The sequence below is a fragment of the uncultured Pseudoxanthomonas sp. genome (assembly GCF_947498795.1).
In the GTDB taxonomy this organism is placed as follows: Bacteria; Pseudomonadota; Gammaproteobacteria; order Xanthomonadales; family Xanthomonadaceae; genus Pseudoxanthomonas_A.
Window position 1 is genome coordinate 17775 of sequence record NZ_CANMLQ010000005.1, and the last position, 24361, is coordinate 42135.

The following is a 24361-nucleotide window of genomic DNA, read 5'->3' on the forward strand; positions in this document are numbered from 1 at the left end:
GTCGCCAGCAGCGCAGGCAGATCTGCAAGCGTGCGCTAGAACGGGATCTCGTCATCTTCGGAAGGCCGATCAAGTGGCAGCACGAATCGCTCGGAAATGGCTGCGGCCGTTGCCGCTACGGCTGAGGCTGCATTGGACAGGGTGATAGGTTGCGCGCTCGGAGCGGTAGGAGCTGACGGGCGCGGACTATCGCCGTCATCGCCATCGCCAGATCCCTCTCCGCCCGAGCTTTTCCACATTTGTTGATACTGCGGGCCGCGAGAGTCAGGCTCACTAACTGGCTTGTCGATCTGGACGGTGAGCGGAAACGGGAAGTCCACGCCGATGATGGCTGCGTGTCCGGGAGCGAACGTTGGAAGCATGGCGACCGACGTCCGGTCGATGTCTCCACATGCGCGCTCGACAACCTCTCGATCACGGTGGTTGGTCAGCCGGTGGACCAACATTGTGCCCATCTGACTGAGGACGCCCTCGGGTAGGTCGCGAGGACGCTGAGTGGCCAGCGCGATGGTGAGCCAGTGCTTCCGTCCTTCCTTGGCTATCTGGTCGAAGGCGTCAAGCTTGATGACGCTGTCCTCCTCGCCAATCCGGCGATTGAGGAAGTTGTGTGCTTCATCCAGCACAACAATCGTCGGCTTCCCCTGTTTGAAAACGCCATCACGCGCCTGCCTCAGCAGCCATCGGCCAAGTGCATTTGCAACGATCTCTCGAGCGTTGAAGCTATAGGGGACAGAAGCCAGTGAGATTCGCAACAGGTGCCGCGGGGATGACAGAAATCTCTCGATTCTGTCGAGAAGGTCATCTCCAGTCTTGCTGAAGAAGACCCTAAGTTCTGTCCCCCTCGTGACTGTCTGGATGCGCGCGGTTAGAGGGGCACACCAGCCGTCGGCTGCATCGTCATGTGGGCCGTAGCGAGTCGGGTTCTTCCAGTTCGGGCTGACGCACTCATGTGTGATCTGGGCGGCAAGCAAGGAGACGTCGAATGGAGCGTTCGGAGCTTCGATCTGGGCACGCAGAGCAGTGGTTAGTGCTTCGAAGGGCTGTCGATCTTGGTCTGCCTTTTGAATCAGGCCGCCCTTCAGTAGACCCGAGGTAGCGAAGCTGTTGCGCTGGGCGACCAGAGGGGGGTCTGTAGTGTGGATGAGAATATGCGCGATACGTAAACTGAAGATCGCTTCGCGAAGTTTTGGTCCTTGCACTTTTCCGGAAGGTTGGAAGAGCGCGTAGAGATCCTGCTCGTCCAAGGCGGAGAGAGGCAGGTAGACCGCGTCTTCACCGTGAAGCGGAGATCCGAGGGCAAGATGTTCCGCCTTATCCTGCAGCGTATAGAATTCGCCTGTAGCGTCGATCAGTATCGACTTACCCTCGCACTTGCAAATCTCCTCGAGGAGCTTGGCGATAGTGAAGCTCTTGCCTCCGCCAGTCGCCCCCAAGATTGCACAGTGTCGACCGAATAGGCGTTCCGGCGAAATCCGAACACGCGCCTCGGGCATCGCCATCGCTGAGCCGAGATCTAGCTGAGTTGCCGGTTGGGAGCCGCGCTGCTTGGAAACCAGGTCCGCTAGCAGGGCGGGTGCGGGTGAGTACACGGCGGCACCCAGCCGAGGCGATGCTTCTATGCCAGGGCTTAACTCGCCGCTTGCGGCATCAAGCGTCGCGAGAAGGCCGACTTCGGCAATCGGATCGACAGGTACCGGTTCGCCCATGGTTGGGTTGATGGCTAGTCGTTCGCGCTCCACCAATCGGATGGACGTTACGCGACCGATGATCACGCGGTGATCCACTTCAACGAGTACGTACTCCCCAACCTGCCCAGACCCACGAGGGGTTCCGTAGAGCGTGGTCTGAGGTCGGGCGCTCGCGTCAGCAAGGTTGACGAGGGCGTGACTGGGGTGGATCGCGCAGACGGAACCCAGCCGGCGATTGCCGTCGAGCACACTCAAGCGCGCTTCATCCGACGTCACTTGACGACCTCCCGAAGCAGCCTCCTTAGCCGATCCTCCTCCGTCTCGGTGCCGGCGTCGGGGATGAGTCGTACCAACTGTGAAAATGTGCAATCGAGGAGGGTGATTCGGGAGTCGCCACGCTCAGCCAGCCGCTGCAGGTCGTCGATCTTCTGGCGGTGGTTCGGGGGATCGAAGTCATCGCAATGCTTCTCGCAGCCGAGCGTGGAGAGGACCAGATTTAGTCCTACGTTCCGGCGCACGGCAGTGAACAGCATTTCCGACAGGTGAGCGTCGGAGAAGCTGAAGCCAGCGATCAACAGGCCTAGGTGAGGCTGGCGTAGGGCGGTCTGAAGCTGTGACCTCGCCTCGAGGAACGGCTGTTTGTAGGACAGCTCGAACTTGTCGCTGCGCGGGTAGATGATGACGGGCTGTTTGGGATTTTCCCGGCGGACGATTTGGTTGCCTTCGACTTCCCAGTCGACAGAGCCGTGGAGCTTGATGAGATGCGCGATGCCCGCCAGATACTCTGGGGAGCGCGCCTCCGGCCTTCTACGAACGAAGTCGACGTCAAAGTTGCTGCCGTCGAAGAGCGGGGGGCTTTCGTGGCCAAAGCCATCGATAAGAAGGATGCCGCTCTGTGCTGCTGCCTTCTCGATACAGAGATCGTAGTTCGTGGTGAACACGCGCGGCCTAGCCTTGTCCGCTGATCGTCTTTCTACCAAGCGCAGAAGATGTGAGTGGTCGCCGAGGTCATTGGGGTCTACGAAGTCCCTGCATGCCTTCGCGATGACCTGCTCAGCCTTGCTTATGAAAGCTGGAGCGTCCTTGTTCGGGTTGACCGGGGCCTTTGCTACCTGTTGGCACTTCGACAGGAATGTCTCGATGTCTCCGGTTTGATCCGCAGGCGTCTTGTCGCCGACGCTCGTCTGCATCTTGTCGAACAGAGGCGTGTCGGCGGCTCGAACCGCCTCCCACAGCCGTGACATCGTGGGGCCTTTGATGCCCGCGGAAGGGCCAAGGCCCAGCAGAACGGCCAACTGATCGGATGCAAGGGTCTGTCCGAGTACTTGCGCCACTCGTCGCTTGCGCTCGGCTATTGCCGCGTCGCTCTCGTCGCCGCCGGTGGCTTCGAGGGGCAGCCATTGCCCTGAAGTCCAAGCGGCACAAACCTTTGGTACTGGAGGTTTTGGTTCTAGAAGCTTGGGCAGTGCCGGCAAGACTAGCTTGGTCCCCGTCCCCGTCCCCGTCGTTCCTTCGCTCATCGTCATCCCCACGTCGTCGCAATGCTTACTGCACGGACTGCATCCCTTGCCTCACGAGGCACGCTAAAGCTAGCGCCATCAGCAGCGCGGAGCTAGTGACTGGAGAGCCGGTGTTGTATGCGGGAGCGAGGGCGCCGAGATTCGGGTTGCAGGAGGCAACGACAAGGGGCACTCACAGGGGGCATTTCGAGTGCCCCAGAAACACAAAACCCCTGATTTCTCAGGGGTTTTGTGTCTTGGTGCCCGGGAGAGGACTTGAATGCAGAGCTTTCAGTGAAAGTGTCTAAATGCCACGTCACTGGCTCCCGTATGCCGCTACTCATCGACTCCACAGGAGTAGATCGGGGTTGGCACAGGATGGGGCCCAAGATGGGCACATAGTCCTACTCGCATCAGAATTGACCACTCGCCGCGCGAGAAGTCATTGATTTAATTGGCGCGCCCGGAGGGATTCGAACCCCCGACCAATGGCTTCGGAAGCCACTACTCTATCCGGCTGAGCTACGGGCGCACGGGACGGGCATTCTAGCCGCAAACCGGCGCCCAGGCGCATATCGTCCGACCGGGCGGGGACATGCTCGGGCCGCGCCATCGCGCCTGCTACCCTTTCCGCATGGGATACGAGCGTTTCGAAGAAGGCGGCGCGCTGCGCTGGCGTGCGCGACTGGGCCAGTACTGGAAGCTGGTGCGCGGCGACCGTCCTGTCGGCGTGCTGCTGCTGCTGTGGCCCACCTGGTGGGCACTGTGGCTGGCAGCCGGCGGCGTGCCGCCCTGGTGGACGCTGGTCGTGTTCACCGCCGGCGTCTGGCTGACCCGGTCGGCGGGATGCGTGATCAACGATTACGCAGACCGATGGCTGGACCCGCAGGTGGAGCGCACGCGCGATCGTCCGCTGGCGACCGGTGCCGTATCCGGGCGCGAAGCCCTGGTCGTGTTCGCGGTGCTGATGCTGGCCGCCTTCGGCCTGGTACTGACGATGAACCGGCTCACGGTCGCGTTGAGTGTGGTCGGCCTGTTCCTCGCGGCGAGCTATCCGTATCTGAAGCGCTATACGTACCTGCCGCAGGTCTACCTGGGCTTGGCGTTCGGTTGGGGCATCCCGATGGCGTTTGCGGCGGTGCAGGGCGAGGTGCCGCCGGTTGCCTGGGTGCTCTATGGCGCGAACATCCTGTGGGCCACCGCGTATGACACGTGGTACGCGATGGTGGATCGCGAAGACGATCTGCGCGCGGGATCGAAATCCACCGCCATCCTGTTCGGCGATCTGGACCTGGTCATACAGGGCGTGCTGTACGCGCTGGTCATCATCGCCCTGTACCTGGTGGGACGTCAGGCCGGGCTGGGCATGTATTACGGAATCAGCCTGGCGGTGGCGATACTGCTCGTCATCTCACAGTTCTGGATGGCGCGTCATCGCGAACGCACCGCATGTTTCCGCGCCTTCCTGCACAACAACTGGGTGGGTGCGGTGATCTTCGCCGGCCTGGCACTGGATCTTGCCCTTCGCGCCGCGTAACGCTTTCACGAGCGGCCAGCCCCGTTGCGGCGCTGTCGGGCCGCGTCGTGACGGACACGATGACCGCCGGCAATCCGGTCCCGGCCGCCGCAAAAGGAACAATGCTGCGCGACGCCTGAAGTGCACCGATCCTGCGCCGATGGCGGGCTACATCGCGACCGGCGGCGCCCTCTGCCCGGAGTGAACGGTGTCCGTCCGCGAGCCTGACCGGCAAGAGCGGTGGGAGCATTCCGGCCTTCCCGGTGGGTGGCCAGCTTGTGCTGACGCTGCCGTGCCGGGTGACCGCCACCGCTCTGCCAGGAGGGGTCAGGGAGTGCAGGGCCTCAGGGCACGCGCGCGCAGACCCAGGCATCCACCCGCTTCGCACCCGCGCGCAGCAACGCGCGCGCGGCTGCATCCAGCGTGGCGCCCGTGGTCATCACGTCGTCGAGCAACACCACGTGGTCGGGCGGCGTGAGGCGCGGCGACACCGCGAAGGCGCGTGCGACATTCTTCTGCCGCTGGCCGGCGTCGAGTTCCGACTGCGGTGCCGTCGCGCGGACCCGCAGCAGCAGGTCGGTGCGGAGCGGCAGAGTGAGCGTGGTCGCCAAGGGTCGTGCGAGTTCGAGCGCCTGGTCGTAGCCCCGTTCCCGCAGGCGGTGCGCGTGCAGCGGAAGCGGAACCACGGCGTCCGGCCGGGGGGCCGATGCCAGCACCCCGACCATCAGGTTCGCCATCAGCCGGCCCGCGGCGAGGTCGCGGTGGAACTTGAAGCGCGGTACCAGCCGGTCCAGGGGAAAACCGTAGACGAACACCGCGCGCACGTGCGTCAGCGAGGACGGGTGCTGCAGGCAGTCGCCGCATTCCCCGGCCGCCGGCATCGGCAGCCCGCACCGGACGCACGCGACCCGGTTCCAAGGCAGCCGTTCGGTGCAGGACGCACACAGATCGGTGCCGTTGTGGCCGCGTTCGAGGCAGATGAGGCAGCGTGGCGCCAGCAGCCACCGGCTCGCACGGCGCCACCAGCCGTCAACTTCCAAAGCATCCATGCGGTTGACAGGGCAGGGCCCGGTTTCCAGACTTCCCCGACTGTAGTCCGCCGAGGCCGCGATGTCCCTTCACATTTCTCCCGATGCGCCGGTCGTGCGCCACGACTGGCAGCGCGACGAACTGCTGGCCCTGTTCGACCTGCCGTTCCCCGCGCTGCTGCATCGGGCATCGACGGTCCATCGCGCCCGCTTCGACCCGGCGGAAGTGCAGGTGTCCACACTGCTGTCGGTGAAGACCGGTGGCTGCCCGGAGGACTGCGCCTACTGCCCGCAGGCCCAGCGCTACGACACCGGCGTGGCCGCGCAGAAACTGATGGACGCCGACGAGGTGCTGGCCAAGGCGGCGCAGGCGAAGGCGGCCGGCGCCTCGCGCTTCTGCATGGGCGCGGCGTGGCGTTCGCCGAAGGACCGCGACATCCCGAAGGTCGCCGCGATGATCCGCGGCGTGAAGGCGATGGGCCTGGAAACCTGCGCCACGCTCGGCATGTTGAGCGGCGAACAGGCGCAGGCGCTGAAGGACGCCGGGCTGGACTACTACAACCACAACCTCGATACCGCGCCCGACTTCTACGGCGACATCATCCACACCCGCCAGTACCAGGACCGCCTGGACACGCTGGCGCACGTGCGCGACGCCGGCATGAAGACCTGTTGCGGCGGCATCGTCGGCATGGGCGAGTCGCGCGACCAGCGCGCCGGCCTGCTGCAGGCGCTGGCGAACCTGCCCTCGCATCCGGATTCGGTGCCGATCAACCGGCTGGTGCAGGTCGCCGGTACGCCGCTGCATGGCACCAGCGAACTGGACCCCTTCGAGTTCGTACGCACCATCGCGGTCGCCCGCATCGTCATGCCGGCGTCGATGGTGCGCCTGTCGGCCGGCCGCGAGGCGATGAGCGACGAACTGCAGGCGCTGTGCTTCCTGGCCGGCGCCAATTCGATCTTCTACGGCGAGAAGCTGCTGACCACGGGCAACCCGGACACCGAGCGCGACCAGGCGCTGTTCGCCCGCCTGGGCCTGCGTCCGATGGCCGTGCTGGTGGAAAACGTGCACGACCATTACAGAACCGATGCCCCGGGCAGCGGTACGGTGCATGCCGACATCACCCGTCCCGAGCCGTCCTGCGGCCGGGCGGCGTAAGTCGGGGCGACAGGGGGCAGTACCGGACGAAGACGCTGGCGCGGAAACGCGGGCCGGCGTGTCGTCGTCGATGACTTCCCGCGCCCCGGCGTCCTCATCCGCCAGGCCCGCCGACATGACCCGCATCGACCTGCACGACCGCATCCTCGCCCAGCGCCAGCAGCGCATCGCGCTGGGCCGGCAGCGCGTCCGCCGCACCGTCGCGCGCCGCGACGGCGTGCGGGTCGAGATCAGCGGGCGCTGGCTGACCGAGTTCAGCAGCAACGACTACCTGGGACTGGCGCAGCAGTTCGAAGTGACCAACGCGCTGCAGGACGCCGCCGCGCGCGAAGGCGCCGGCGCCGGCGCCTCGCACCTGGTCAGCGGCCACCACGCCGCGCACGAGGGGCTGGAGCGCGACATCGCCGACTGGCTGGGATATCCGCGTGCGCTGCTGTTCGGCAGTGGATTCCTCGCCAACCTCGCCGCACAGCAGGCACTGCTGGAGGACGGCGATGTCTGCGTGCAGGACCGCCTCAACCACGCCAGCCTGCTGGATGCCACGCGGCTTGCGGGCGCGAAGCTGCGCCGCTATCCGCATCTCGACCCCGAAGGCGCATTGCGCCAGCTGAAGCTGCAGCCGGAGGGCGCGGCGATGCTGGCCACCGATGGCGTCTTCAGCATGGATGGCGACGCCGCGCCGCTGAGGTCGCTCAGTCTCGTCGCCCGCATGCAGCAGGCGCTGTTCTTCGTCGACGACGCGCACGGCGTCGGCGTGCGCGGGCCGGAAGGGCGCGGCAGCGTGGCCGAAGCGCGCATGGGCGTCGCCGACGTGCCGCTGCAGCTGGTCACCCTGGGCAAGGCGCTGGGCGGCTACGGCGCGGTCGTGGTCGGCGAGGACACGCTGATCCAGCACCTGGCCGAAACCGCGCGCCCCTACATCTACACCACGGCCATGCCGCCGGCCTTGGCCGCGGCCACGCGCGTTGCGGTGAAGCATGCGCGCCGCGACCACTGGCGGCGCGACAAGCTGATGTCGCTGGTCGATCGATTCCGCAGTGGAGCGCAGCGCGCGGGGCTGCAGCTGATGGCTTCGGACTCCGCGATCCAGCCGGTGCTGTGCGGCGGCGATGCCACGGCGCTGGCGCTGTCCGCCGCCCTGGACAGCGCCGGCTACCTGGTGCCGGCGATCCGGCCACCGACGGTACCCGACGGCAAGGCGCGGCTGCGGGTGACGTTGTCCGCCCTGCATTCGCCGCAGGACGTGGACGGATTGGTGACGACCTTGTCGCGCGCGTGGGAGGCGGTGCAACGCGTGCACGGCGCGGTCGCCTGATCGAACCCGCGCGCGGCCGCACGGTCCCGACTCGCGCGGGATCGGCGACAATACGCGGCATGCATATCGAAACCCTCGGCAGCGGCCCCTCCCTGGTGCTGCTGCATGGCTGGGCGCTGCATGGCGGCGTCTTCGCGCCCCTGGTGCAGCGACTGTCCGACCGTTACACGCTGCATCTCGTCGACCTGCCGGGCCATGGCCACAGCCGCGACAGCGAGGTCGCGCTGACGCTGGACGCCACGGTCGACGCCATCCTCGCGCGCACGCCGCCGGCCGTCTGGCTGGCGTGGTCGCTGGGCGGCCTGTTCGCGCTGCATGCGGCAGCCTCGTCGCCGCAGGTGCGCGGGTTGGCGATGATCGCCGCGACGCCGCGCTTCGTCCGCGACGAAACATGGCCGCATGCGGTCGAGGCACGGGTGTTCGCCCAGTTCGGCGACGACCTGCGCAACGACTACGCAGGCACGCTGGACCGGTTCCTCGCGCTCGACACGATGGGCTCCGAACACGCCCGCAGCGAGTTGCGCACGTTGAAGCAGGATCTGTATGCCCGCGGCGAACCGTCGCCTGCCGCCTTGCATGCCGGTCTCAAGCTGCTCGAGCAGTCCGACCTGCGCGCGACGCTGCCGGCACTCGCTGTGCCCACCCTGTGGCTTGCCGGACGCCGTGACCTGCTGGTGCCGTCGAAGGCGATGCAGGCATCGGCCGCCGCCGCGCCGCACGCCACGTTCGTCGAGATCGCGGGCGGGGGCCATGCGCCGTTCCTTGGCCACGCCGATCTCGTGGCGGGCGACGTGGACGCGTTCATGCAGTCGTTGCGGCAGGACGAGGTCGCATGACCACCTTCGACCAACGCCACATCCGGCGCGCCTTTTCGCGCTCGGCCGCAGGCTATGACGCGGCGGCGGCGCTGCAGCACGAGGTCGAGAAGCGCCTGCTGGAATCGCTGGACTACTTCGCCCTGCGGCAGGGACCGGACGCCGTGGCTCCGCGCGTCGTGCTGGATGTCGGGTGCGGACCCGCGCATGCGGCCGCCACCATGCGCAAGCGCTGGCCGAAGGCGCAGGTGATCGCGCTGGACCTGGCGCTGCCGATGCTGCGCGAGGCGAAGAAACAGGCCGGCTGGTGGAAGCCGTTCCAGCGCGTCTGCGCCGATCTGCGCGCCTTGCCACTGGCCGAGGCCAGTGTCGACATGCTGTTCTGCAATCTCAGCCTGCAATGGGTCGACGACCTGCCGGCGGCGTTCAATGGCTTTCGTCGCGTGCTGAAACCCGGCGGTTTGCTGGTGTGCTCGACGTTCGGCCCGGAAACCCTGCAGGAACTGCGCGAGGCGTTCGCGCAAGCCGACGACACGCCGCATGTCAGTCCGTTCCCGCCCATCGCGCAGTTCGGCGATGCGTTGATGCTCGCGGGCTTCCGTGATCCGGTGCTCGACCGCGATCGCTTCACGCTGACCTACGACGATATGCCCGCCCTGATGCGCGAACTGCGCGCGATGGGCGCGACCAACGCACTGCGCCATCGCCGCCATACGCTGACGGGGCGCGCGCGGTTCGCCGCTGCCGCCCGTGCGTACGAACCGCTGCGACGAGCGGACGGAAAGCTGCCCAGCACCTGGGACGTGATCTACGCGCACGCATGGGCGCCACCGCCGGGCGCGCCGATCCGCGGGCAGGGCGAGGACATCGCGGCGGTGCCGCTGTCGAAGATTCCGATCCGGCGACGCGGCGAGTAGCTCGCCGACGGGGTCGCCACCCCAAAGCTTGCGGCGACCTATCGCGTCCGCGTCGGTTCAGGAGCTGGCGCGGCTCACCTGCCGGACCCACTCCTGCAGATTGTAGTAGTTGGTGACCCTCGCGATGCGGTCGTCGCGGATCTCGAAGAAGGCGCCGCCCGGCAGGATGTAAGTCTGTCCGTCCGCCTCGGGCAGGCCTTCGTCGGTGTGCAGGTACTCGCCATGCACCACGTACTCGGCAGCCGCACGCTGGCCATCCTGGGTCACCAGCACGACGATGTCGCGCAGCTGCTCGCGGTAACAGGCATTCATGCGGCCCAGGAACGTCGCGAACGCCTCGCGTCCGGTTTCACGCGCACCCTGGTTGAGGTCGTGCACCACGTCGTCGGTGAGCATCGAGAGCATGCCTTCCCAGTCGCCGCGGTTGAACGCCGTGTAGTAGCTCAGGACGAGTTCGGTGGCGCGGTCTTGCCGGCGCGTGCCGTCGATCTTCATGGGAAGTCCCGTGGGGTGGGCAAGGCGGGGATGATACGCCCCGCTGTCAGCGCGGCAGCCGGTCGCGGTGGAAAAAGTAGACTTCCTGCAGCAGGAACCGCCAGCGCGTGGCGAAGCTGCGGAAGCGGCTGGTCGGCGTGGGCGAGCCCACCGCGTTGATGCCCAGGCCGCGGCTGATCCGTAGCGACCGCGCCATGTGCAGCGGGTCGCTGACGATGATGACGCGGTGCAGGTCGTGCTCGTGCATCAGCAGCGAGGCCTGCCGCAGGTTCTCGTGCGTGTTGCGCGACAACGATTCGATCAGGATGGCCTTGTCGGGTACGCCCTGGCGCAGCGCATAGCGGCGCGCGACCTGCGATTCGGAAAACCGTGCACCCACGCCGCCGTAGCCGCCGGTGAAGATGAGCTTCGGCGCCAGGCCGCGCTTGTACAGGTCGATGCCATGGCGGATGCGCTCCTCGAACACGGGCGAGGGCTTGGCATCGTACGCGGCGGCGCCGAGCACGATGATGGCGTCCGCCGGGCCGGCGTCGTCGCGCTGCCCCACCCAGACGATGTAGGCGGCCACGCCGACCAGCCAGACCAGCACCAGGAGTGCCAGCCGCCAGAGCCAGCCGCCGATGCCGCGCCTCGTCTTCCGCTGCCTGCCCCTCATGCCGCGCGCTCCCAGGGCAGTGCATCCAGGTCGACATTGCCGCCGGACAGCACCACGCCGACGCGCTGGCCTGCGAAACGGCCGCGCTCCCGCAGGATCGCCGCTAGCGCGATGGCCGACGAAGGCTCCACCAGCACCTTCAGGCATTGCCACAGCAGTCGCATGGCCGCGAGCGTCTCCGCGTCGGGCACGGTGACCACGTCCACCTGGTATGCGCGCAGCACCGCGAAGTTCGGCTCGCCAAGCGTGCCGCGCAGGCCGTCGCAGACGGTATCGGGGGTGAATTCGATGCGGCGCTCGCCCGCCGACAGCGAGGCGGCGGTGTCGGCCGCGCCGTCCGGTTCAGCGCCGATGATGCGGCAGGCGGGCGCGAGGGTGGCAGCAGCTATAGCGGTGCCGGACAGCAGCCCGCCGCCACCGACCGGCGCCACTACCGCATCGAGCGGGCCCTGTGCGTTGAGCAGCTCGAGCGCCGCGGTTCCCTGGCCGGCGATGACATGGGGGTGGGTATACGGATGGATCAGGCTGGCGCCGGTGTCGGCCTGCACCGCGTGGGCGGTCGCCTCGCGCGCGTCGATGGTGGGTGCACAGGAGTGCAGCTGCGCACCGTACCGCGCGATGCTGGCCCGCTTGGCCGCATTCGCGCCTTCCGGCACCACCACATGGCAGGCGATGCCGCGCGTGCGTGCGGCCAGGGCCAGCGCAGCCCCATGGTTGCCGGACGAGTGCGTCACCACGCCGCGTGCGGCGGTCGCGTCGTCGAGGGCCCACACGGCATTGCACGCGCCGCGGAACTTGAATGCCCCCGTCCTCTGCAGCGGCTCGGCCTTGAAATGCAGCTCGCAACCGGCGAGCGCGTCCAGCGCGCCCGAGCGCAGCACCGGTGTGGCATGGGCATGCGGAGCGATGCGGGCGGCGGCGGCGAGGACATCGTGGAAGGTGGGTAGGGGGCTCGGCATGCGGAAAGGTTATCGCATCATCCCGACATGAACCTGCGCCAGCAGGCGATTTCACCGCTCAGGGCAGGGGGCAGGGTTAAGCACGGATTCAATGCGGCAGGCCGATGCTGGTCCTGCAAAGCAACGGGGGTCCTGCCATGAAGCGCACATCTCTTCTGACCATCGCATTCGCCAGCCTCGCGCTGGGTGGCTGCGCGACGTACGACTATGTCGGCGATACCGCACCGGGCGGCTATTACCATGGCCGGCCCAGCACGCAGTATTACGACCCGTACGGCGGCTACTACGGTGGCGGTGGAGCCTATGGCGGTTATGGGTATGGCGGGTATGGATACGGCGGCTATTACGGCTATCCGTACTACGGGTACTACGGCTCCCACTACCCCTATTACCCGCCGCGTCACCCGCGCCCGGACCACAACAATCCCCCACCCAAGCCCCCGCCGTCCAATGGCGGAGGCGGCAATCGCCCGCCGCCGTGGCGCGACCCGACCGGCCGCTGGCGCGAAGGGGGATCGCAGCCGATGGTCCCGGGGCGTCCCAACCAGGCCGCGCCGTCCCCGAGCCAGCCCCGTGTCGATGGCGGTGGCTACCAGCGCCCGCGTGTCACCGCGCCTCCGTCCATGCCAAGGCAGGAGCGTCCCCGCACCATGGAACGTGCGTCGCCGCCGCCCCGCATGGAGCGTCCGGCCCCGCCGTCCCGCCCCGCCCGGGCGGAACGGGATACCTCCCGTCAGATAGAACCCTGATTCCAGTCCCCCGCAACGCCCCGTCCGTTGCTTTCCCGCCGCTGCCGTCGCAGGCTGCAAACCCAGTTGACCGGTTGCGTCGCTTTCTGACGTAAGCGGCAATAAAGGTTCAATGTCGACGTCCGGTGGGGAAATCTGGATCCCCCCTGTTCCGGCCCCATCGGGCGTCGGCGCCTAACAAGAAGCCCGGTCATGCCGGGCTTTTTTCTTGCTCTGGTATCCTGCGCGCACAAAAAAGGGGCCGGCAGTCCCCCGACTACCGGCCCCTCGGCATCCCCGGCGTGCGCATGGCTGGCCCCTGTTCCAATTACCAGCCCGGCGCCCCTGGTCGCTTGCCACGACGGGTGCAGGGGGATACAGCAGGAAGCGTGCCAACTTCCCGCCCTGCGCACGACGCGCCTCCACCGATCCCGGGCTTTCCCGGCGCCGTCCCCTGACCGACCCCATGACCCAGCGCTTCCACCACTACGACGTCATCATCATCGGCGGCGGCCATGCCGGCACCGAGGCCGCGCTCGCCTCCGCTCGCGCGGGCGCACGCACGCTGCTGCTGACGCACAACGTGGAAACCGTCGGCGCCATGAGCTGCAACCCGGCCATCGGCGGCATCGGCAAGGGCCACCTGGTCAAGGAGATCGATGCGCTGGGTGGCGTGATGGCGTGGGCGGCCGACCGTGCCGGCATCCAGTGGCGCACGCTCAATGCATCGAAAGGCCCGGCCGTGCGCGCCACGCGGTGCCAGGCGGACCGCGCGCTGTACCGCAGCGCGATCCGCCGCGCGGTGGAGGCGCAGCCCAACCTGACCCTGTTCCAGGCCGCCGTCGATGACCTCGTCATCGAGAACGGTACCGTCCGCGGCGCGGTCACCCAGACCGGCCTGACCTTCCATGCGCCGGCGGTCGTGCTGACCGCGGGCACCTTCCTCGCCGGCAAGATCCATGTCGGCGAGACGCAGTACGCCGCCGGTCGCGCAGGCGATCCACCGGCCACCGCGCTGGCGCAGCGCCTGCGCGAAGGCGCCTTCATGGTCGATCGCCTGAAGACGGGCACGCCGCCGCGCATCGACGGCCGTTCGCTCGACTATTCGGTGATGGAAGAGCAGCCCGGCGATGATCCGTTGCCGGTGATGTCGTTCATGGGCGACGTGTCCGACCATCCGCGGCAGGTGTCGTGCTGGATCACGCATACCAGCGAACAGACCCACGAGATCATCCGCGGCTCGCTGCATCGCTCGCCGATGTACTCGGGCCAGATCGAAGGTATCGGGCCGCGCTACTGCCCGTCGATCGAAGACAAGGTAGTGCGTTTCGCCGAGAAGGCCAGCCACCAGATCTTCGTCGAGCCGGAAGGCCTCGATGTCGCGGAGATCTATCCCAATGGCATCTCGACATCATTGCCGTTCGACGTCCAGCTCGCGCTCGTGCGCAGCATCCGTGGCATGGAGAACGCGCACATCACGCGTCCGGGCTACGCCATCGAGTACGACTTCTTCGATCCGCGCGGATTGAAGGCGTCGCTGGAGACCAAGGCGGTCGCCGGCCTGTTCTTCGCCGGCCAGATCAACGGCACCACGGGATACGAGGAAGCTGCTGCGCAAGGCCTGCTCGCCGGCCTCAACGCCGCGCGCTTCGCGCAGCAGAAAGAGGCGTGGTCGCCACGTCGCGACGAGGCCTATCTCGGCGTGCTGGTCGACGACCTGATCACGCACGGCACGAAGGAGCCGTACCGCATGTTCACCAGTCGCGCCGAGTACCGGTTGCAGCTGCGCGAGGACAACGCCGATCTGCGCCTGACCGAAACCGGCCGCGCGCTGGGCCTGGTGGATGACACGCGCTGGCAGCGCTTCGACGCCAAGCGCGACGCCATCGCGCGCGAGACCGGCCGCCTGCGCGCGCTGTGGGCCACGCCCGGCAATGCCCTGGGCCGTGAAGTGGCCGATACCCTCGGCGTGCAGGTCAGCCGCGAGACCAACGTGCTCGACCTGATCAAGCGCCCGGAACTGGACTACGCCAAGCTCGTCGCCGTGCCATCGATCGGTCCCGGCGTGGACGATGCGCAGGTCGCCGAGCAGGTGGAGATCGGCGTGAAGTACGCAGGTTACCTGGACCGCCAGCGCGACGAGATCGAGCGCCAGCAGCGCAACGAGTCCACGCCGATCCCGGCCGGCTTCGATTTCGCCAGCGTGCGGGGCCTGTCGGCGGAAGTGCAGCAGAAGCTCGAGCGCGTCCAGCCGGAGACCGTCGGCCAAGCGCAGCGCATCCCCGGCATGACACCGGCCGCCATCTCGCTGCTGCTGGTTCACCTGGAGCGGGCGCGGCGCACGCGCGTGGCGTAAGCGCCGCTCGGCTGTGGTAGGAGCGACGCAAGTCGCGACCGTGGATTTTCAGTGACGACGCACCATCCATGCAGGAGAGCGAGCCTTGCACGCGGGAAGGCGTGCGGTCGCGACTTACGTCGCTCCTGCAGGGGGTTCTTCGGGATGCCGTTCCTTCCACGCCGCCAACTGCTGCCGGTAGTGCTGCAACTGCTCCGCATAGAGGTCATGCACGCAGATCGGGCAGCCGCTGTTGCAGCAGTCGCTGGGCAGCGGCGGTTCGGGTTCGACCGGGCGCGGATCGTCGTCGGGCGTCACGGTGCGCCCATTTCCTTCAGCAGGTGCGGCGCCGGATAGACCTTGCCCATCAGCCAGCGCAGGTAGCGCATGTCCACGTGCACCGCGCGCTTGTAGCGCGGGTCGAACATCCAGCTGGCGCTGACGGATTCCCAGTTGCTGTCGAAGTTCAGGCCGATCAGTTCACCGCGCGCGTTGAGCACGGGCGAACCGGAGTTGCCGCCGGTCGTGTCCAGGTTGGTGAGGAAGTTGACCGTCTGCGTCTCCAGCGCGGGATCTTCGGTGCCGGCGAAATCGCCTTTGGCGATGGCATCGAGCAGCGGCTTCGGCGCGTCGAACGGCACCTGGCCGGTGTTCTTCTCGACGATGCCGGCCACCGTGGTCACCGGCGTGTACTGCACGCCGTCGCGCGGCGAGAAGCCGTCGACCTTGCCGAAGCTGACCCGCAGCGTGCCGTTGGCGTCCGGATACAGGGCGCGTCCCTGCTGCTTGCGCCAAGCGAACAGCGCGCGCATGTAGGCCGGGCGCAGCCGCAGCTGCTCGCCTTCACGCGTCTTGCGTTCCTGCTCCAGCGCCAACTGCACCGGTACCAGCGCCGTTGCCAGGTCGATCAGGGGATCGGTGGCCAGCGCTTTGCCTTCGCGCGCCGCTGCGAAGCGCGACAGGCGCTCGGCCTCGTCGCCGAGCTTCGTTCCCGCATACAGCACATCCAATGCCTTTTTGAGCGCAGCAGGCGTGCGGCCAAAGGCCGCATCGAAGCCCGGCAGGCGCTGCGCGTCCGGCAACTGCTGGTAGCGCGTCAACAGCACCGTCAGCAGCGCCTTCTCCACGTCAGGCGAATACCGGCGCTGCACCTGCTTCAGGATGCCTTCGATCAACGCATGGTCGCGCGCCTGGGAGCCGCTCTCGCGCTCGGCGTCCGGCTTGGCCGATTCCAGCCGCAAGCGCTCCAGCGTGATCGCGCTGCGCATAAGTTGCGACTGCGAACCGAACAGCGACAGCAGCAGCTCGCGCTCGCGCACCGCCGATCCGCCGGCGATCGAGGCGGCAAGCGCATCGATGTCCGACCGTTCCTTCGCTGCCGCGTCGGTCGCCAGCATGCCGCGCTCGTCCTCGGCACGAACGCGCACGGCATCGCTGCGGCGCAGGCCTTCCAGTTCGCCGGCAGCGCGCTTGCGGTTGTTCTTCAGCGACTGCAGCTGCGCCGCATAGCGCGTCTTCGCGTCGGCATCCTGCCTGCCGGCCGCTTCGATTACGGCGATGAGCTGGTCGAACACGGCCACGCGCGCAGGCAGCGTCCAGTTGACCTGCTCGTCGAACTCGGCCGCCGTGCGGTGCCGGTAGGTGACGCCGGGGTATCCCGCGAGCATGGCGTAGTCGCCGGCCTTCGGCCCATCCTTGGCCAGCGACAGGTGTGCGGGCGCGCGATAGGGCACGTTGTCCGGGCTGTAGGCGGCCGGCTTGCCGTCCTTCCCCACGTAAGCGCGCAGCAGGGTGAAGTCGCCGGTATGGCGCGGCCACATGAAATTGTCGATCTCGTCGCCGTAGTTGCCGATCGCGCGGGGCGGCGCGTAGGCCAGGCGGATGTCGCGCAGTTCCAGTTGTGTGATCCGGTAGAAGTCGGTGCCGTAGTACATGTTGGCGACGCTGCAGCGCACGCCGCCGGCGGCTTCGCACTCGGCCACGATCGCCTTGCTTGCACGGTCCACGGCATCGAAGTAGTCGCGCCCGGTCTTGCCGGCGGTGTCCTTCAGCACCGTATCGGTAACCTTGTCGTAACCCACCGTCACCCACACGCGGAAGTCGGGATTCGCGGGCAGTTCGCCAGCGGGGTCGGCTGCGATGAAGCCCTCATCGATCAGGTTCTGCCCAGGCTTGCTGTTGTACTGGATCACGCCGAAGGCGACGTGGTGGTTGGTCAGCAGCAGGCCATCCCGCGACACGAACGCGCCCGTCCCGCCGCCTGCGCGCACCACGGCACTGAGCGGCGCGGCGGTGACGTCCGCCAGCGTCTTCGGATCGCCCGTGAAACCGGCGTCGCGCAGTGTCTTGGCCAGCTGCGGCAGTTGCGAGGGCATCCACATGCCCTCGTCGGCCTCGGCGGGCAGGGACAGGGCGACGCCCAGGGCGAGGACGGAGTTAGAAAGTCGGCGGCGCATCGTCAGCATCCAACGGAGAGACCGCGACGATATCGGGCCTGCGCCGCTGCGGCAATGAAGGCGCGTGCCGTGCCGTCAGGGAGCGTCGCCGAGAAAGCGACGCCAGCGCGTCGCCGCGCGACGGATGCCGGCATGTTCGGCGTCGGCGAGTGCGCGCAGCGGATCGAGCACGATCTCGTCGTCGTTGCCGCCGCCGCGCTTCCAGGTCGCCGCCACCCGGCCGCCGACGATGATGGTGGCCGCGACCAGTCCATTGAGGCCGATCACGCGGCGCGCATGCGCGGCGTCCAGCACCGGCGTGCGGTCGCGATAGCCGATCAGGTATTCATCGAAGGCGGGCAGCAGGTGGATCGTGCGCGACCGCGGCGCAGCCGGTGCGCCGGCACGCCACCACCAGGTGGTGCCGTCGCGCGCTTCCCGTTCGGTCTCTGCGCTGGCGAGCGCCAGCGCGTGCACCGCATCCTTCTGCGTCAGTCCCGCCCACCAGGCGAGGTCGGCGGCGGTGGCGGGCGCATGGCCCTGCAGGTAGCGCAGCGCCAGCCGGTGCAGGGCTTCGTCGCGGTCCAGCGGTGCGTCTGGTGGCACCCACGCCTCCATCAGCACGAAGGTCGGCTGTCTGTTCTGGCGCGGCCCTTGGCAGATCACGCTCTCATGCGCCAGCCAGTTCAGCAGGTGGAGGCCGCGCTGACCGGAGCTGGCGATGCCGGCGGCGTCGAGCCGGGCATACAGGTCGGCGCGCGGGACCGCTGCGCCCTCGGCCAGCGCACGCTCGATGACGCGCCGCCCGGTCGCCAGCGTGGCCGCGTCGAGACCCAGGTCGCGCGCGATGCGCGCGGCATGCGCCGCCTGCACGCGCGGTGCGAGTAGCGCCACCATCCATCGCACGTCCTCGCGTGCAAGCAGGTGCAGCGTGCCACGCATCGGCCAGGTGCGCACGATCTCGCCGCGCGTGATCGCATCCTCCACCTGTGCCCGCGTCGCCGCTTCCGTCCGCAGGCCGATGGCCCACAGCGCAGCATGGTAGTCCTGCGCCTGCAGCGCGCCCATGTGGCGGACAACATCGGCAGGCGACGCGGCAAGGGGCATCGTTATGCCTTGCGCGTGCAGGCGTCGTGCCGTCAGCGACGGCAGCACGCCTACTTCTCCTTGCGCCAGTTGATCGAGCCGCGCGTCTCGATGGTGCTGGATTCGATTTCCACGTCGAACCCCTTGCGCAGCAAATACTTCAGCGTCACCGCCGATCCGGAGCCGATCATCGAGACCCCATAGCTGACGTACAGCTTGGGTGAGAGGTACTTGCCCACGCCGAACACGGAGCCGCCCAGCGTGCGCGATTCCAGCACCCCCGCATCGTCCAGCCCGATCTTCGCGCCCAATTGCGACGCGAGCAATCCTGCGCCCGCGCCCAGTGCGGACGAAGCCGCGTTGATGCGCTGGCTTTCGTCGCTGCTCGCCGTGTTGAGCGAGCGGCCCAGCACCAGGTAGGCGAGTGCTTCGGACTCGGACATCGCCGGGTTGGACCACACGCGCGCACGCGGCTGGCTGGCACGGCCGGTCACGTCGATACCGGCGGTGACGCTGGCGCTGACGACGTCGCGTTCGGCGCGGATGTTGATGCGCGGATCGGAGACGGCGTTGTTGCTCCACGTCAGTTCGCCGCGGGTGATGCGCAGCTTCTGCCCGTACGCCTCGTAGCGGCCGTCCACATCGAGCCGGCCGGTCGCCAGCATTTCGCGGCCCGGTTGCGAGCGCACGTGCAGCGTGCCGGCCAGCGTGCCTTCCAGCCCATAGCCCTTCAACCTGACCTCGTCACCGACCTTCAGCGACAGGTCCAGGTCGAGGCGCGAACTGGGTGCGCGCTCGGGATCGACGGGGTCCAGGATCACGACGTCTTCCGAGGCAGACACACCGTCGTCCAGTTTTTCGACATCGATGGTCGCCGACGGGATGCCTACCTCGCCGCGGACCTGGATGGTGTTGTCGGCGAAGCCCACCTGGATGTTCGGCGACGCCACCGCGCGCAGGTCGGTGGTGTCGGCGACCAGCACGTTGTCGCCGCGCACCTGGAACTGCAGTGGCGTGGTGTCGTTGTTCCAGCCCAGCGTGCCCGACACGTTGAGGATGCCGCCGGTGCCGGTGCCGCCGGTGGACGACACGGTCTTCATGCTTCCGTCGATGCGCGCGCTGCCGTCGGACAGTGCGACCAGCTCCGCGCCACCGTCGGTCAGCGACACGCCCAGCGCGGGAAGTTCGCCGGTGAATTCGGTCAGCGTCGCTTCGCCGCTCAGCAGCGGTCGTCCGCGCGTGCCCGCCACGCCGATATGCCCAGCCAACTTGCCACGCGGGCGTACCAGGTCCGGCGAGAACAGCTCCATCCAGAACAGGCGCGAGTTGTGGAAGTACAGGTCGCCCTTCAGCGGCGCGAATGCGTCCCAGCCGGTGTTGAACGTCGCATCCACGTAACCGTCGCCCTTGAAGCCGGTGCCCAGCCGGCCCTGGATGCGTTGCGGGGTGAAGTCCACGTCGAGGGTGAAGTTGTCGTAGCGGATGATCTCGCCGCGCGCGGTGGTGCCCATCTTCAGGCCGCCATCCAGCGACGCGAGGTGCACTTCGCCCTGCCAGGCGTTGCCGGCGGGGCGGAGCGTGGCATCGAGGGTGAACTCACCGCGCAGCGTCAGCGGACGACCATCGGCCGGCGGCAGCCACGGCTGCACCAGTGCGAGCGACAGCGCTTCGCCACGCACGGCCAGCCCCTGGCGCGGCCAGTTTGCGCTGGCGCACAGTTCGCCCCCGATGTCGGAGCCGAGGCAGCTCTCGGACAGCGTCCAGTTGGCGCCGTTCTGCGCGAAGCGTGCCGGTTGCCGCAAGGTCCATGGGTTGCCCTTCGACGGCGCGATGCGCAACGCGTCGAGCGTGCCCTGCCAGTGGGCGCCGCGTTTCTGCGCGGTGCCGGACAGCGCGACGGCGCCCATCGCGTTGCGCGCGTCGCCATCGAAGCGCAGGTCTTCCACGGCGCCTCGGGCGTTGAGAGCGACGGTGTCCAGTACCGCGCCCACGTCCACCGCGCTGCCCTGCAGCGCCAGGTTGCCGCTGCCACTGCGCCAGGGCAGGCGCCCGCGCAGGCTGAGCGTGCCCGCACTCCAGTCGTTCCAGCGCAGGTTCTCGCCACCGAGGTCGGCATCGATGTTCGGCGCATTGCGGGCGCCGGTGAGGCTGACCGTGCCGGCGAGCGTGCCGCTGGCCTCGGGCAGCAGGTCCGCGAGGTTGAACGGGCGGAACGCGGCGTCGATGGCCAGCGTATCGCCCACCTTGCCTTTCGCGGTGACGCGGCTGCCGCCGAGCGACAAGGCCAGATCGCCTTCGCCGTTGTTGCCGTCGAGCGCGAACGTGCCGCGTGCATCCAGCGGCCGGTCGCGCAGGCGACCCCTCAGCTTCGGTATGTCCAGCGCGCCCTGGAACAGGCCATCCTCGCGCTGGCGCCCCTTCGATGCGAGGTTGCCGGAGACGTTGCCGGTCCATCCTGCTGCGAAATAGCCGGGATCGAACCCGGCCAGCGTCGCCTTCACGTCCCAATCCAGCACCGGCGCCCAGCCGACCGTGCCGGTCGCATCGAGCGTGCCGGTCGGCATGGTGGCGCGCAGCGTTTCCAGCTGCACGCGCTCGGCATTGCCGCGGCCATCGAATTCCAGCAGCGCGCTTTCATCGCCGCGCGTCAGCGTGGCCTTGCCGATGGCGGCCCAGGCGTCCAGCTTGCCGGCCAGGCCGAAGTCGCCTTCGGCGCCGATCATGCTGTCCGCTTCCGTACCCCAGCGCAGGCCGCGCGCGTTGACGGCGAATCGGAATCCGGGATTCTCCGGCGCGGTGAAATCGGCGCGGCCGCGCAGCGAGGCATAGCCGTCGAACGCGCGGATCGCCAGCGGCTCCACGGTCAGCACTTCGCCGTCGATGCGCGCGTGCGAGGGTTCGATGACGACCGCGATGTCGCCCTGCCGCAACGTGCCCTGCAGGTCGGCGGCACCCCCGGCGCCCTTCGCGACCAGGTCGAACGAAACGGGGGTGCTGTCCTCCATCACGCCGAGCAGCGAGAGATCCAGGGCGTCGGACTTCGCCGCGAAGTTCCAGGTCGGCTTCGTCTCGCCGCGCAGCGTCAGCGTGGCGCGCACGGGGGCCGGCGCAGCGCCCGACACGCCGACGTTCATGCGCGCGCGATCGCCGCGTGCCACCAGGCCGATGCGCGCGGGCGTGCGACCCAGTGGCGCAGGGAACACTCCCGTCGCGGTGAGGTCGGTGGCGTAGCCGTCACGCGGTGCGTAACTGCCATGCACGCCGAATGCGCCGCGGTCGCTGGCGATGGCCAGCTTCTGCGCATGCACGTACCCGTTGCCGATGTCGATCGCGCCGGTTGCGCGCGAAATGTCGATGACCGGTTGTCCGCTCTGGCGGATCAGGAAGCGGTCGATCTCCAGGCCGTCGGCCTGGATCGCCAGCGGCATCTCGATCTGCGGCAACACGTCGGGCCAGCGCGGCAGCTCGAACGGTTCGTCGCTTTCGGGCACGTCGAGCATCGCGCCGCGCAGCTTCAGCACGTCCAGGCGCAGGCGCTTGCCGAGCAGCGGCCGCAGGTCGGGTTCCAGATAGACCTCGTCTGCGGTGAAGCGGATCGTGTCCCAGCGGAAATCCACGCCGCGCAGCGTCAGCGGACCGGCGATGGGGCCATCGACTTGCTTGTATGTCAGCGATGCGTCCGCCGGCAGCCGCGCCTGGATCTGCGCCAGCAGCACGTCGCGCCCGGCCACCGTCTGCAACAGCCAGTACAGGCCGATGCACAGCAGCACGAGCAGCACGCCGCTGCCGATCGCGCTGCGGATCGCCAACGTGCGCATGCGCGCCTTGCGGCGCGCGCGCAACTCGGCGATGCGCGCTTCGCGCTCTTCCGGTGTCAGGTCGTCGGGGAGCGCCTTCTTCCTCACAGGTCGGTCCCGATGTTGAGGTAGATCTGGAAGCTGGAATCCGGGTCGTTCAGGCCATGCGCCACGTCGAGGCGGACGGGACCGACCGGCGAACGCCAGCGCAGGCCCACGCCGATGCCGGTGCTGAGGTCGGGGCGCGTGCCGTCGAACGCACTGCCGGTATCCACGAACACCGCGCCGCCGTAAGGACCGCCCTTCGGATAGAACTCGTATTCAACGCTGCTGGTGAGCACGTTCTTCGCGCCAAGCGCGTAGTCGCCGCGGCGCGGCCCGACCTCGCGCCAGGCGTAGCCGCGGATGCTGCGGTCGCCGCCGGCGAAGAAGCGCAGCGAAGGCGGCATCGCCACCAGCGAACTGGTGAAGGTGTGCCCGTATTCGCCGCGCACGATCAGCGTGCTGTTGGCCTTGTAGCGCTGCGACCAGCGCGCGCGCATGTGGAACTGCAGGAAGTTGGCGTCCGAGCCCGCGCCGTCGACGCCGCCGCGCAACAGGAGGGACCCTGCCAGCTGGTCGGGACGGTTCGAACCGACCGGCGAATTGGTGTAGTCCGCGCGCAGCGACGGGTAGGTGAACGTGGCGTACTGCACGGTGGTGTCGGGCAGGCCGGTCAACGGATCATCCTCGACATAGCGCCAGCGTTCCCGCAGCGCGTGGATCGAGGCCACCGCCGTCCAGTCCTCGCTGACCTGGCCGCTGCGGCTGCCGGTGAACTCGACATGGCGCAGGTCGATGTAATCCGTCTGTTCGTCGCTGGCCTGCAAGCCGACCGTGTACCAGCCATCGAGCCATTTGAACGCGGGGATGCGGTACTGCGTGAGCAGCGTCTTGCGCTTCTGCGCGTAATCCAGGTGCGTGGAAAGTTTGTGCCCGCGCGAGTTGACGTAGCGCCGGTCCAGCCCCAGCCGGATACCCGGGCCGCTCTCGGTGCCGTATGCCAGGCCGGCGGTGTAGATGTCGCGCTTGGCCAGCTCCAGGTTCACGTCGATCGGCACGCGCCCGTCGACGGCCTTGTCGGGATTGGCCTGGATGTCGATGCTGGAGAAGTAGTCCAGCCCGACCAGCGATTCGCGCAGCCGGTCCAGCTTGCCCTGGTGGAAGTAGCTGCCTTCTTCCCAGTACACCAGCTTGTCGAGCAGACCGGGGTCGAACTTGTCCTGGTGGAAGGTCGTCGCCCCCATGTCGTAGCGGATGCCGCTGACCCAGCCGAGCGCGATGTCGGCGGCGTGGTCGGCACGCGTGATCTCCACGCGGCGATGGGTGAAGTCCGCATCGAAGTAACCGCGGTCCGCCAGGCGCCGCACGATGGCCAGCTTGCTCGCCTCATAGGTGGTGTGGTCGAAGACATCCCCGACATCCGGCGCGAAGGCGGCCAGGTCTTCCTTGAGGTAACGGTCTTCGCCGCCTTCGCCTTCGATGGACAGGTCGCGCCTGCGCACCCGCACCGGCTCGCCGAGCTGCACGCGCACGACCACCGTCAGGCGCTCGTCTTCCGCGGCCTCGCTGCGCGGGGCATCGATGGTGATGGTGGGCGAGTAGTAGCCGAACGGCTCCAGGGCCTCGCGCGTTTCGGCGACGGCTTCGCCCAGCAGGTATTCCAGCCGCGATTCGCCGAGGCGATTGCCGAGCGAGTCGTTGAGCGACAGCGCGGCGTTGATGTTCTCGACCATCAGTTCGTCGTCCAGCCCCTCGACCTGCACCTTGTCGACGATGGCCGCAGCCCAGGCGGGACCGGTGGCGGCGAGCAGAACGGCGACGGTGGCGAGGCGGGGGAATCGACACATGCGGGGAGGATACCCGGTGAGGGTTAAGCGGGGTGAAAGGTCGCG

Annotated in this window: 18 protein-coding genes and 1 tRNA gene; 7 read left to right on the top strand and 12 right to left on the bottom strand. The window is 68.0% G+C overall.

Annotation, left to right across the window (positions count from 1 at the left end; translation table 11 throughout):
• Positions 1-35: 35 nt before the first annotated feature.
• From Q0907_RS12755 to Q0907_RS12765, 3 genes are all read right to left on the bottom strand, one after another.
• Positions 36-1772 (bottom strand): ATP-binding protein, encoded by a 1737-nt coding sequence (locus tag Q0907_RS12755; RefSeq protein WP_299345316.1) that lies wholly within the window; start codon positions 1770-1772, stop codon positions 36-38.
• A gap of 188 nt (positions 1773-1960) precedes the next feature.
• Complete coding sequence (locus tag Q0907_RS12760; RefSeq protein WP_299345319.1) at positions 1961-3214, bottom strand: SIR2 family protein; 1254 nt, start codon at positions 3212-3214, stop codon at positions 1961-1963.
• Between the two features lie 428 nt (positions 3215-3642).
• Positions 3643-3719, bottom strand: a tRNA-Arg gene (locus tag Q0907_RS12765).
• Between the two features lie 102 nt (positions 3720-3821).
• Here Q0907_RS12765 and ubiA point away from each other — a divergent pair.
• Complete coding sequence (gene ubiA, locus Q0907_RS12770; RefSeq protein ID WP_299345321.1) at positions 3822-4724, top strand: 4-hydroxybenzoate octaprenyltransferase; 903 nt, start codon at positions 3822-3824, stop codon at positions 4722-4724.
• A 323-nt stretch (positions 4725-5047) separates the two neighbouring features.
• Here the strand turns inward: ubiA and Q0907_RS12775 are convergent, their stop codons facing one another.
• The gene (locus Q0907_RS12775; RefSeq protein WP_299345323.1) at positions 5048-5752 is read right to left on the bottom strand and encodes a ComF family protein; all 705 of its coding nucleotides are present in this window, start codon (positions 5750-5752) and stop codon (positions 5048-5050) included.
• 61 nt (positions 5753-5813) lie between these two features.
• Between Q0907_RS12775 and bioB the strand changes: the two genes are divergently transcribed.
• The 4 genes from bioB to bioC all read left to right on the top strand — a co-directional run bounded on the left by bioB (position 5814) and on the right by bioC (position 9937).
• Positions 5814-6890 (top strand): biotin synthase BioB, encoded by a 1077-nt coding sequence (gene bioB / locus Q0907_RS12780; RefSeq protein WP_299345325.1) that lies wholly within the window; start codon positions 5814-5816, stop codon positions 6888-6890.
• Positions 6891-7005: 115 nt separating this feature from the next.
• Positions 7006-8205 carry an 8-amino-7-oxononanoate synthase gene (gene bioF / locus Q0907_RS12785; RefSeq protein ID WP_299345327.1) on the top strand — a complete coding sequence of 400 codons (1200 nt, stop codon included), beginning with the start codon at positions 7006-7008 and terminating at the stop codon, positions 8203-8205.
• Positions 8206-8264: 59 nt separating this feature from the next.
• On the top strand, positions 8265-9041 hold the full coding sequence (gene bioH, locus Q0907_RS12790) for a pimeloyl-ACP methyl ester esterase BioH (protein ID WP_296281654.1): 777 nt from the start codon (positions 8265-8267) through the stop codon (positions 9039-9041).
• On the top strand, positions 9038-9937 hold the full coding sequence (bioC, locus tag Q0907_RS12795; RefSeq protein ID WP_299345329.1) for a malonyl-ACP O-methyltransferase BioC: 900 nt from the start codon (positions 9038-9040) through the stop codon (positions 9935-9937). The genes bioH and bioC overlap by 4 nt, the downstream gene beginning before the upstream one ends.
• Positions 9938-9994: 57 nt before the next feature.
• On the opposite strand, the gene Q0907_RS12800 is transcribed toward bioC, so the two are convergent.
• Genes Q0907_RS12800 through Q0907_RS12810 form a run of 3 tightly spaced genes read right to left on the bottom strand, consistent with a single transcriptional unit; the run spans position 9995 to position 12046 of the window.
• Complete coding sequence (locus tag Q0907_RS12800) at positions 9995-10432, bottom strand: ketosteroid isomerase-related protein (protein ID WP_296281650.1); 438 nt, start codon at positions 10430-10432, stop codon at positions 9995-9997.
• Between the two features lie 46 nt (positions 10433-10478).
• The gene (locus Q0907_RS12805) at positions 10479-11087 is read right to left on the bottom strand and encodes a YdcF family protein (RefSeq protein WP_299345331.1); all 609 of its coding nucleotides are present in this window, start codon (positions 11085-11087) and stop codon (positions 10479-10481) included.
• Positions 11084-12046 carry a pyridoxal-phosphate dependent enzyme gene (locus Q0907_RS12810; RefSeq protein WP_299345334.1) on the bottom strand — a complete coding sequence of 321 codons (963 nt, stop codon included), beginning with the start codon at positions 12044-12046 and terminating at the stop codon, positions 11084-11086. The genes Q0907_RS12805 and Q0907_RS12810 overlap by 4 nt, the downstream gene beginning before the upstream one ends.
• A 137-nt stretch (positions 12047-12183) precedes the next feature.
• Here Q0907_RS12810 and Q0907_RS12815 point away from each other — a divergent pair, with 137 nt between their 5' ends.
• Together Q0907_RS12815 and mnmG are read left to right on the top strand one after the other, a co-directional pair.
• The gene (locus Q0907_RS12815) at positions 12184-12795 is read left to right on the top strand and encodes a hypothetical protein (protein WP_299345971.1); all 612 of its coding nucleotides are present in this window, start codon (positions 12184-12186) and stop codon (positions 12793-12795) included.
• A 445-nt stretch (positions 12796-13240) separates the two neighbouring features.
• The gene (gene mnmG / locus Q0907_RS12820) at positions 13241-15130 is read left to right on the top strand and encodes a tRNA uridine-5-carboxymethylaminomethyl(34) synthesis enzyme MnmG (RefSeq protein WP_299345336.1); all 1890 of its coding nucleotides are present in this window, start codon (positions 13241-13243) and stop codon (positions 15128-15130) included.
• Between the two features lie 114 nt (positions 15131-15244).
• On the opposite strand, the gene Q0907_RS12825 is transcribed toward mnmG, so the two are convergent.
• From Q0907_RS12825 to Q0907_RS12845, 5 genes are all read right to left on the bottom strand, one after another.
• Positions 15245-15427 (bottom strand): oxidoreductase-like domain-containing protein, encoded by a 183-nt coding sequence (locus Q0907_RS12825; protein ID WP_296281642.1) that lies wholly within the window; start codon positions 15425-15427, stop codon positions 15245-15247.
• A complete protein-coding gene (locus Q0907_RS12830) occupies positions 15424-17571 on the bottom strand; it encodes a S46 family peptidase (RefSeq protein ID WP_299345945.1) in 2148 nt (715 codons plus the stop codon). The genes Q0907_RS12825 and Q0907_RS12830 overlap by 4 nt, the downstream gene beginning before the upstream one ends.
• 69 nt (positions 17572-17640) lie before the next feature.
• Complete coding sequence (locus Q0907_RS12835; RefSeq protein ID WP_299345339.1) at positions 17641-18651, bottom strand: winged helix DNA-binding domain-containing protein; 1011 nt, start codon at positions 18649-18651, stop codon at positions 17641-17643.
• A 50-nt stretch (positions 18652-18701) separates the two neighbouring features.
• Positions 18702-22535, bottom strand: a complete 3834-nt coding sequence (locus Q0907_RS12840) for a translocation/assembly module TamB domain-containing protein (protein ID WP_299345342.1) — start codon at positions 22533-22535, stop codon at positions 18702-18704.
• Entirely contained in the window at positions 22532-24316 is a 1785-nt protein-coding gene (locus tag Q0907_RS12845) for an autotransporter assembly complex family protein (RefSeq protein WP_299345345.1), read from the bottom strand. Before Q0907_RS12845 ends, Q0907_RS12840 begins: the two co-directional genes overlap by 4 nt.
• Between the last annotated feature and the right edge of the window lie 45 nt (positions 24317-24361).

What these genes read in the sequence shown, in the direction of transcription:
- Q0907_RS12760 (WP_299345319.1), bottom strand. Translation starts at nt 3,214, where the DNA reads ATGACGATGAGCGAAGGAACGACGGGGACGGGGACGGGGACCAAGCTA.
- ubiA (WP_299345321.1), top strand. Translation starts at nt 3,822, where the DNA reads ATGGGATACGAGCGTTTCGAAGAAGGCGGCGCGCTGCGCTGGCGTGCG.
- Q0907_RS12775 (WP_299345323.1), bottom strand. Translation starts at nt 5,752, where the DNA reads ATGGATGCTTTGGAAGTTGACGGCTGGTGGCGCCGTGCGAGCCGGTGG.
- bioB (WP_299345325.1), top strand. Translation starts at nt 5,814, where the DNA reads ATGTCCCTTCACATTTCTCCCGATGCGCCGGTCGTGCGCCACGACTGG.
- bioF (WP_299345327.1), top strand. Translation starts at nt 7,006, where the DNA reads ATGACCCGCATCGACCTGCACGACCGCATCCTCGCCCAGCGCCAGCAG.
- bioH (WP_296281654.1), top strand. Translation starts at nt 8,265, where the DNA reads ATGCATATCGAAACCCTCGGCAGCGGCCCCTCCCTGGTGCTGCTGCAT.
- bioC (WP_299345329.1), top strand. Translation starts at nt 9,038, where the DNA reads ATGACCACCTTCGACCAACGCCACATCCGGCGCGCCTTTTCGCGCTCG.
- Q0907_RS12800 (WP_296281650.1), bottom strand. Translation starts at nt 10,432, where the DNA reads ATGAAGATCGACGGCACGCGCCGGCAAGACCGCGCCACCGAACTCGTC.
- Q0907_RS12805 (WP_299345331.1), bottom strand. Translation starts at nt 11,087, where the DNA reads ATGAGGGGCAGGCAGCGGAAGACGAGGCGCGGCATCGGCGGCTGGCTC.
- Q0907_RS12810 (WP_299345334.1), bottom strand. Translation starts at nt 12,046, where the DNA reads ATGCCGAGCCCCCTACCCACCTTCCACGATGTCCTCGCCGCCGCCGCC.
- Q0907_RS12815 (WP_299345971.1), top strand. Translation starts at nt 12,184, where the DNA reads ATGAAGCGCACATCTCTTCTGACCATCGCATTCGCCAGCCTCGCGCTG.
- mnmG (WP_299345336.1), top strand. Translation starts at nt 13,241, where the DNA reads ATGACCCAGCGCTTCCACCACTACGACGTCATCATCATCGGCGGCGGC.
- Q0907_RS12835 (WP_299345339.1), bottom strand. Translation starts at nt 18,651, where the DNA reads ATGCCCCTTGCCGCGTCGCCTGCCGATGTTGTCCGCCACATGGGCGCG.
- Q0907_RS12845 (WP_299345345.1), bottom strand. Translation starts at nt 24,316, where the DNA reads ATGTGTCGATTCCCCCGCCTCGCCACCGTCGCCGTTCTGCTCGCCGCC.